The following is a 10,016-nucleotide window of genomic DNA, read 5'->3' as shown; positions in this document are numbered from 1 at the left end:
ATCTAGTTTGATACTCTCATCAGCCACAAGGGCAATCAATTCTTCTTTATCTTTTGGGAAATACTTCAGCTCTGCTAGGAGGGGTAAAGTCCCTAGAGTGAGGAAGAGTAGTGGGAGTAGAAGTTTGCTTAGATTCATTTTCTACTCCCCTATCTTAAATTGTTTTTCAGTATAAAAATCCAAAGGACAAAATTCAAAAATACTATCCCACTCTTTGAGTTTTGGGGTTTTCCATTTGCTTAAATCTTGATTGAAAGATTCTGCACTATAAAACATAAGTCCCATATTCTCTACATTACTCACATCCCAATTCCCAATAGGTTGATTAAAGACAGAGTGATTAAACATCCCAAACATATCTTTTACATTACCTACATTCCATTGATCTAGGGGCTGATTAAATTTTTCTGCAAATCCAAACATATGATACATATATTCCACATTGCTTACATCCCAAGAGTTTATGGGTTGATTGAAAATTTCTGTATCTGCAAACATTCTACCCATATTCTTCACTTTACTTACATTCCAATTCCCAATAGGTTCATTGAAAAGAAAGTTTCCCCAAAACATTCCCTCCATATTTTCCACATTTGATACATCCCAAGTCTCAATCCCCTTAAAGTTTTCTCTCTCTGAAGATTTTTTGCATTGTGGGACATAATTCATTGCCCTAGAATCTGGATCTGTTTCCCTACAAAATAGATAGCTCATATCTTTGATCGCACTTACATCAATGTTTTTAAGTGGCACACTCTCATCTTTCATTATCTCTATTAGCTCTTCCTTGCTCTTTGGTTTGAATATCCCAAAAGGATTTTTCTCTCCCCAAGAACTCAAATCTTGATTAAAAGTATTGTTTTTTGCAAACATATCTTTGATATTGGCTTTAGGATTGAGTTTCCAAGAGTCTAAAGGTTGATTGAATGCCTTTGCTTCTTTAAACATTTCCTTCATATTTTTTACATTGCTTACATTCCATTTTTCTAGGGGTTGATTGAAACTATCTGCATCAGCAAACATTGCTTCCATATTCTCTACATTACTCACATTCCATTTTTCTAGGGGTTGATTGAAACTATCTGCATCAGCAAACATCCTGCTCATATTCTCTACATTGCCTACATTCCAATTATCTAGAAGTTGATTGAAAGAGGTTGCACCTGCAAACATTCTTCCCATATTTTTTACATTGCTTGTATTCCATCCATTTAGAGGTTGATTGAAAGATTTTGCCCAATAAAACATTACTTCCATATTCTCTACATTACCTACATTCCAAGAATTAAGAGGTTGATTAAATAGAGTATACGAAAACATCCTTTTCATATTTGCCACCTTACGCACATCCCATTTTCCAATAGGCTCATTAAAATTTTTATTGTCATAAAACATCCCCTCCATATTTTCTACATTAGAGGTATCCCACTTCTCAATACCTTTATATGTTTTTCTTTTTTGGGCTGAGTTTTTACACTCATTCCGATCATTTCTGCAAAACAAATAACTCATATCTATAATCTTACTTGTGTCAATCTCATCAAGTTTGATATTCTCATTTTTGACAAGTTTGAGTAGCTCATCTTTATCTTTGGGAAAATACTTCAGCTCTGCTAGAAGGGGCAAAGTCCCTAGAGTGAGGGAGAGTAGTGGGAGTAAGAGTTTAGTTTTCATAGGATTCCTTTCTTGGGTGATTTCTTGAGTGTTCTTATCTTCTTGGGGCTTAGGCATTGCTATTTCCTTTTGATTTTAGAATCTTTTTTTCTTGTCTTGCTCTAATGGACTTCCCATAAACATTTCTCTCCAAAAAGAGCCATATCTTTTTAGCTTTGACACTTTCCACATACTTAAATCTTGATTAAAAGATTTTGCTCCATTGAATATTTTTGTCATATCCTCTACATTACTCACATCCCAAGAGTTTAGGGGTTGATTGAAAGAAGTGGCTTGATAAAACATCCTAGACATATCCTTCACATTACTCACATCCCAAGAGTTTAGGGGTTGATTGAAAGAAGTGGCTTGATAAAACATCCTAGACATATCCTTCACATTACTCACATCCCATTTATCTAGGGGTTGGTTGAAAGAAGTGGCTTCTGCAAACATTCCCCCCATATCTTTGACATTACTTACATCCCATTGATTTAGAGGTTGGTTGAAAGAGGTTGCATTTAAAAACATTGCACCTATATTTTCTACATTCCTTATATCCCACTTATCCAAAGGTTGGTTGAAAGAGGTTGCACCTGCAAACATTCCTCCCATTTTTTTAACATTACTTACATTCCACTCCCCAATAGGATCGTTGAAGTTTTCTACACTTTCAAACATTCCTCTCATATCTTCTACTTTACTCACATCCCACTTCTCAATCCCCTTGTATTCTTTTCTAAACACTCTTCCACAACCCTCTTCATAAGGGTAAGAGCGTGAGTTATCCCTTGTAAGACAAAACAGAAAACTCATATCTGTAATCTTGCTGACATCTATCTCATCTAACTTGATACTCTCATCAGCTACAAGGGCAATCAATTCTTCTTTATCTTTGGGAAAATACTTTAGCTCTGCTAGGAGGGGTAAAGTCCATAGAGTGAGAGAAAGTAGAGGGAGTAGAAGTTTAGTTTTCATAGGATTCCTTTTTGAGAGATTTTTGGTTGTTTTGTTTTTAGGCATTATTTTCTCCTTCAGAGCGGAGGTTGTAGATAGTGGCTATAAGCTCAAAAGTATCTTTGCAATAGATTGAAAGATTTGGAGAAAACTTCCCATTAGCTTGCTCTTTGAAGCAATAGATTATCCCTTCATCTTTGTTGATTTGCATTAGTCCTTTGAGGGTTGTATCTTGAAATGAGATTTCTTGGGATTTTAGGGGGTTTTTGCTTCCACAAAGTTTGATAATCTTGTCATCTTTTAAGATATAGAAAGTCATATTATTGGAGTTTATAAATCCACTGCAATCAATATGATTGTCAAAAGAGAGAATAATGTGTAGAGGATTGTTTTTTTCAATTTTTTGATTTTGATATTTTAGGAAGCCTAGATCGTATCCTTTCTCTAAAATGATAGCAAGTTCCCCTTTGGCTGATTTTTCATTGATAGTTTCTATAATGCTTGTGCAATTGTCTTTGGTTATTACAAGAATATTCTCAAGTGTGAATTTTAACTCCTGCTGTTGGTTATTGGAATTGTTGGCTTCCTGATTTGTCTGCCCTATTGCCTCTTTCATTGCTTCATTGAAGGTTTTTACAAATGGAGAGAAGACTTCTGTATGAGGGCGAAAGTGGTGTTTAAGATTAGGCTTGTTCCTTTCGTCTTCATCTGCTAGTTTTTTTGGAATCGTAGTTCCACCAAAAGACTTTTCGCTCTCATAATACTTCACATATTCAAAATAACTCTTTTTTCCCTCTTTTTCAAACTTAGAATGCAAAGAGATGAAAAACCTGATTGTCTCTTTTAATCCTGCGGTGTTGGTATTCTCTTTATCGGCAAATCCCCACTTTGCTGTATTTTTATACCCCTCTCCTCTTTTTGTGTTTTTAAACAATCCAAAGACATTAGATTCTGCAAATCTCCTTTTGGCTATACCTATATCTTTCCCCTTATTGCTGTTGTATCTGATTTCAAACCACATTTTGAATCGATTATTCTCTTCATACGCCTCTCTTAATCCTCTTCCTATAATGGTAGGATTATTGTAATAAAGACTTAAAAGTGCCACCCCCTCACTGCTTCCAAGAAAAGTCTTTACTATACCTTCTCTTGTGGCTTCATTGGCATTTGTAATTGTCTTTATTTTTTTGTAAAGCAAGGTTGCAATACTTTTTTCAGATAAATCCCTGCTGAGTGTATAGGGAAAAAGAGATTGTAGTATAGAATCAAAAGTTTCAATATTTTTGCCAAGCTCTGCTTTGTCAAAACAGAGGCTTTCTTGATTATCTTTTTTCTGGTGATTTTTATGAAACTCCTGTGTAATTTTTTCCCATTTTTCGTTATTGGAGATTTTGTTCAAGACATATATATTTTTTTTCTTTTCTCCTACCTTGATTTCTTTTTTTTCAAACTTTAGAGCTTGGATTTGCCCAAGTTCTTTACCCCAGTTGTTTGGTTTAGGGTGTAAATAATCTTTCAAAATCTCAAAAACTGAGAAATCAGTGAGATTAAACCCATATCCGATTGTGGGGATTCCCTCAGAATCATAGTAGGCATAAGCTGTATTTTCTCTTTTTTGTTTTTCTTGGGGTTCTTCTTGATGATTTTTGGGTTTGTCTTTTGTCTTACTAAATCCCTCAAAATCTTTGATAAACATTCTTGCTTGATAAGAAAATTCATTTTCTTTTTTTGTTTCTTTGTCTTCCTTGTTGTCTATAACTCTCTTTATAACTTCAAAGGATAGAAACTTTGGAGTATTTTTTTCTTCAATTTTTTTTACATTCCAATTCATTGTCTAATCCTTGGATTGACAAATCTTTTAGCTTTGTCTTTTTCTAATGGACTTCCCTCAAACATTTCTTTCCAAGCTCCCCATCCTTTCAATTTTAGTGCCTTCCACATACTCAAATCTTGATTAAAAGATTTTGCTCCATTGAATATTTTTGTCATATCCTCTACATTACTCACATCCCATTTATCCAAGGGCTGATTGAAAGCTTTTGCATTCTTAAACATCCAAGACATATCTTTCACACTGGATACATCCCAAGAGTTTAGGGATTGATTGAAAGACTTTGCCCCTGAAAACATAGAGCTCATATCTTTCACATTACTTACATTCCATTTATCTAGGGGCTCGTTGAAGAGAGTGTGTGAAAACATCGCACTCATATCTTTCACACTGGATACATCCCAAGAGTTTAGGGATTGATTGAAAGACTTTGCCCCTGAAAACATTGAACTCATATCTTTGACATTACTCACATCCCAAGAGTTTAGGGGTTGATTGAATAATGTGGCTTGTTCAAACATCGCACACATATTTTCCACCTTACTCACATTCCATTTATCAAGAGGTTGATTAAAAGAGGTGGCTCCTGAAAGCATTAATTTCATATTTTTCACATTGCTAACATCCCACTTCCCAATAGGCTCGTTGAAATTTTCTACACTATCAAACATTCTGGCCATATCCTCTACATTACTCACATCCCACTTTTCAATTCCTTTGAAGTCTTTTCTAAATACTCTTCCGCAACCCTCTTCATAAGGATAAGAGCGTGAGTTATCCCTTGCAAGACAAAACAGATAGCTCATATCTGTAATCTTGCTTGTGTCAATCTCATCTAGTTTGATACTCTCATTTTTGACTAGCTCAAGTAGTTCATCTTTATCTTTGGGAAAATACTTCAGCTCTGCCAGAAGGGGAATAGAAAAAAGGAGCAAAAAAGAGTAGGGTGATATTTTTAATTTCATAACTGCTTCTTCAATTACGACACATTATTGTAGCCCTATCTTTCAATTTGGGATCAAAAGGATACCAAGGATTCCAATAGAGACTAGAGCGATGAGAATCCCAATAAACCTCAATTTGTATTGAATGAATATTGTTTTTGTCAATGTGAGCTTGTTGTGTCTTTAGAATAACTTTACCCCCTTCTATTTCAGAATTGGAAGCAAAAAAATTATTGGTGTCTTCTATGACCCAAGAATGCTCATTGTATTCCACTCCACGCCTCATAAGGATAGAGGATTTATATCCTCCACCATTTGTTTCTGTAAGATAGCGATTTAGCTTCTCATAATCAAGATTTTTAAGATTGAGATTTAAAAGGGATAAAATCTTATCAAACTTCTCTTTATTGTCTTTAAGATTGTTGAGGCTACATAGAGGAGAGAATTGTGTGTAGTAACTTGGTCGCAAAAAATTTGGGATGATATATCCATAGCCAAAAACTAAAATAGTTTGCAAGAAAGCCGTAAGCGTAAAAGTATAGAGATAGACAGAACTCAGTGGATGGTTGGGAAAGAGTTCTTTAGTTTTTAAGCATCGTGCAAGAAAATGAGAAATCAAAAAGACAACAATCAACAAAGCAACAAAAGCAACAAAAGCATCTATATTGATAAGTGTAAGATAGATTATCCAAAGGAAAAATCCAATCATTACCAAATAAGCAAAAGGGTTTTTGAATGCTTCTCCTTTGTTGGCAAAGACATTTTCAAAAAACAAAATCAATACAAAAATTGACATCAAAATAAGCAAAGTCAATATACTCAGTGCTATTAACCCAATCACAATCCAATCCTTTTGCTCTAAGAATAATACTTTTATATAAAATGGCTTTAAGCTAAGGAGATTTGGAGTATATTTTGGCAACTCCTTAGTAAAATCTACTTGATTTTTTGTATTATAGCCAAACTCAAGATTTTTGCTATAAGAACAAAAATCTTTATCTAGCAACCACTCTAAAGTCTGGCTAGTGCTGTTTTATTGGATTTTTGTCTTCTTGCGTTTGAAAAACTTGATCTCCACTAAAAGAAACAATATTCCAAGAGTGAGGGGGGTAGAAGTTTGATTTTCATTGCAATTCCTTTTGAATAATTTTGACAATCAATAGATAGGTGTGATTTGACAATATGAAAACAAGAGTCATAGCCCAATCCTTTTTTGAATCGATAGGAGGGGTGTGTTTCTTTATGATTATTTTATGATTATTTTATGATTATTTTATGATTATTTTATGATTATTTTTTCGCAAGGTGATTGTCCCAAGAGCTTTTCAAGAAGAGAGTGGTATTGGCATATATCTATATTATTTATCTCAAATACATCTTTTATTATTTTTTGTTTGACTTGAGGATTATGGGTTATAGTCAGGATTCTTCCCGTGATTTTTTTTGAATGGATTTTTATCTCCCCAAGAATCTAGATTTTGATTGAAAGAAATGGCATCATCAAACATCCAATTCACGTTGACATTACCTACATTCCAATTATTCAAAGGTTGATTAAAAGATATAGCTGCCTCAAACATAGAACTCATATTTTTTACTTTGCTCACATTCCAATTATTCAAAGGTTGATTGAAAGAAATGGCATTCTTAAACATAGAATACATACTTTCCACATTACTCACATCCCATTTATCTAGGGGTTGATTGAAACGCTTTGCATCGCAGAACATAGAACTCATATCTTTCACATTGCTCACATCCCAATTTTCAATGGGTTGATTAAAATGGGAGTTTTGAAACATTCTGCTCATATTGGTTACTTTTGAAGTGTCCCAAGTTTCAATTCCAGTAAAATCTTGTCTATCCCAAGCAGATTGTTCTCTGTTTTTTCTTATATCCTCATCTGGTAATGGAATAGTGCTAAGCTCAGTGATAGGAACATGAAATAGGTTGCTCATATCAGTAATCTCACTAGTATCAATCATGTTAAGTCTAATATATTCGTTTTTGACAAGTCTCAAAAGTTGTTCTCTGTTTTTTGGAAGAAATTTTCCATTTTTTTTGAGAATATGGTTTTGATAGGCTAGATAAGTGATACCTCCCATCCCAAGAAGGAATAACCCTAGTAGGAATTTTTGAGGTTTGTTTAGGGATTTTAGATTCATTTTTGCTCCTTGATTTGGAATTGCTTGCTTTTGTCATCTTCTAATGGAGAGTTTCTGAATATATTTTTCCATTTTTTAAGTTTGGTGGTTTTCCAAGAGCTTATATCTTGATAAAATGAAACTGCATAGTCAAACATTCCCTCCATATTTTCCACATTACTCACATCCCATTTATCCAAAGGCTGATTGAAACGCCCTGCTTCTGAAAACATTTTGCTCATATTCTTTACTTTGCCTACATTCCAATCCTCAATAGACGCATTAAAATATGGATTCCCATAAAACATCCCCTCCATATTCTCTACATTACTTACATCCCAAGTTTCAATACCATCAAACTTTTTTCTTTTCAATGAGTTTTGACATTCTTTTTGATACTCTTCATTTGGAGAGTCGGTATCAAATTCTTGACAAAATAGATAACTCATATCTTTGATTTGGCTTACATCAATATTTTTAAGTGGCACACTCTCATCTTGCATTATCTCTATTAGCTCTTCTTTGCTCTTTGGTTTGAATTTTCTAAAAGGATTTTTTTCTCCCCAAGAGCTTAGGTCTTGATTGAATGCTTGTGCTTGTGCAAACATACCTCTTATCTTTACTTTGGCATTTAGTTTCCAAGAGTTAAGGGGTTGATTGAATCTCCAGGTATTAAAAAACATTTCACTCATATTTTCTACATTGCTTACATTCCAATCTTGGATATTTTGATAAAAATTGCTATTTTTGAACATTCTTTTCATATTTTTGACATTGCTTACATTCCAATCCCCAATAGGTTGATTAAAGTATTGATTTCCCCAAAACATTCCTTCCATATTTTCCACATTTGATACATCCCAAGTTTCTATGCCCTTGAAGTTTTTTCTCTTCGAAGACTCTTTGCACTGGGGAAAATGATTTATCGGCCCATACTCCGCTTGCCTGCAAAACAAATAACTCATATCTTTGATTTGGCTTACATCAATATTTTTAAGTGGCACACTCTCATCTTGCATTATCTCTATTAGCTCTTCTTTGCTCTTTGGTTTGAATTTTCTAAAAGGATTTTTTTCTCCCCAAGAGCTTAGGTCTTGATTGAATGCTTGTGCGTATGCAAGGATTCCAAGAGTGTTGGCTTTTTTATTGAATCTCCAAGTATTTAGAGGTTGATTAAAAGATATGGCTCCATAAAACATGTCGCTCATATCCTCTACATTACTCACATCCCATTTTCCAATAGGTTGATTAAAAGATATAGCTGCCTCAAACATAGAACTCATATTTTTTACTTTGCTCACATTCCAATTCTCAATGGGTTGGTTGAAATTTTTGGCTCCATAAAACATGTCGCTCATATCCTCTACATTACTCACATCCCAAGTTTCTATCCCACTAAAATCCACTCTGTCTTTAGTTGAGTAAAACAAACGGCTCATATCCTTGATTTTGCTGACATCAATCTCATTTAGCTTGATATTTTCATCTTCAAGGAGTGAGATTAAGCCATTTTTAGTTTGAGGAAAAAATTTTAGATTTTTAGATGGAGCACGATAAGGAGAGTTTCTTTTTGGGACTTCTTTGTAGTAGGGGTTGATACCCCAATTGTGAGCAAAAGGATTTTTTTCTCCCCAAGAGCTTAAGTCTTGATTGAAGGATTCTGTGTCCCAAAACATCATATCTGTGTTTTTAACATTTTTGATATTCCATTTGCCAAGTGGTTGGTTGAAAGATTTTGCTTCTTTAAACATTTCTTTCATATTTTTCACATTTTTCACATCCCATTTTTCTAGGGGTTGGTTGAAGGCTGTGGCCCGATGAAACATTCCCTTCATATCTTTGACATTGCTCACATTCCAGTTCCCAATGGGTTGGTTAAAAGAGCTTGCAAAGGCAAACATTCCCTTCATATCTTTGACATTGCTCACATTCCAGTTCCCAATGGGTTGATTAAAATAAGAACCTGCAAACATATAGCTCATATCCTCTACATTACTCACATCCCATTTTCCAATAGGTTGATTAAATCGCCAAGTTCTAGAAAACATCTCACTCATATTCTCTACATTACTCACATCCCAATTTTCAAGGGGTTGATTGAAGGAGTCTGTATTCGCAAACATATAGCTCATATTTTTTACTTTGCTCACATTCCAATTTTCAATAGGTTGATTAAAATATCGATTTCCCCAAAACATTCCTTCCATATTTTCCACATTTGATACATCCCAAGTTTCTATGCCCTTAAAAATCCATCTATTGGTTTTCTCGCAACTATCTACATAAGGGTGAGAGTGTGAAGTATTTTGCGCCTCACAAAAGAGAAAGCTCATATCTGTAATTTTACTTGTATCAATCTCATCAAGTTTGATATTTTCATTTTTAACAAGTTCAAGTAGTTCAGCCTTATCTTTGGGAAAATACTTTAACTCTGCTAGGAGGGGAGTGGATAAGAAAACTAAAGAGAGGAGGGGAGAAATCATCTTT

At 34.2% G+C, this 10,016-nt stretch carries 7 protein-coding genes; all 7 read right to left on the bottom strand.

Features of this window, described 5'->3' with window-relative positions:
• Window positions 1–141: 141 nt before the first annotated feature.
• Window positions 142–1,731, bottom strand: coding sequence for a BspA family leucine-rich repeat surface protein (locus CQA57_RS07970; RefSeq protein WP_115579708.1), 1,590 nt, complete (start codon window positions 1,729–1,731; stop codon window positions 142–144).
• Between the two features lie 18 nt (window positions 1,732–1,749).
• The gene (locus CQA57_RS07965) at window positions 1,750–2,676 is read right to left on the bottom strand and encodes a BspA family leucine-rich repeat surface protein (RefSeq protein WP_211305573.1); all 927 of its coding nucleotides are present in this window, start codon (window positions 2,674–2,676) and stop codon (window positions 1,750–1,752) included.
• Window positions 2,669–4,441, bottom strand: coding sequence for a hypothetical protein (locus tag CQA57_RS07960; protein WP_115579707.1), 1,773 nt, complete (start codon window positions 4,439–4,441; stop codon window positions 2,669–2,671). The genes CQA57_RS07965 and CQA57_RS07960 overlap by 8 nt, the downstream gene beginning before the upstream one ends.
• Entirely contained in the window at window positions 4,438–5,406 is a 969-nt protein-coding gene (locus CQA57_RS07955; protein WP_115579706.1) for a BspA family leucine-rich repeat surface protein, read from the bottom strand. Before CQA57_RS07955 ends, CQA57_RS07960 begins: the two co-directional genes overlap by 4 nt.
• A gap of 10 nt (window positions 5,407–5,416) precedes the next feature.
• The gene (locus tag CQA57_RS07950; RefSeq protein ID WP_115579705.1) at window positions 5,417–6,391 is read right to left on the bottom strand and encodes a hypothetical protein; all 975 of its coding nucleotides are present in this window, start codon (window positions 6,389–6,391) and stop codon (window positions 5,417–5,419) included.
• A gap of 400 nt (window positions 6,392–6,791) precedes the next feature.
• Window positions 6,792–7,550 carry a BspA family leucine-rich repeat surface protein gene (locus CQA57_RS07945; protein ID WP_115579704.1) on the bottom strand — a complete coding sequence of 253 codons (759 nt, stop codon included), beginning with the start codon at window positions 7,548–7,550 and terminating at the stop codon, window positions 6,792–6,794.
• Window positions 7,547–10,016: BspA family leucine-rich repeat surface protein (locus tag CQA57_RS07940; protein ID WP_115579703.1), on the bottom strand; the 2,470-nt coding region annotated here is incomplete at its 5' end. The genes CQA57_RS07940 and CQA57_RS07945, both read right to left, overlap by 4 nt.

The organism is Helicobacter anseris (assembly GCF_003364335.1).
In the GTDB taxonomy this organism is placed as follows: domain Bacteria; phylum Campylobacterota; class Campylobacteria; order Campylobacterales; family Helicobacteraceae; genus Helicobacter_H; species Helicobacter_H anseris.
The sequence above is the reverse complement of the archived record's forward strand: the minus strand, read 5'-3'. Positions and strand labels throughout refer to the sequence as shown.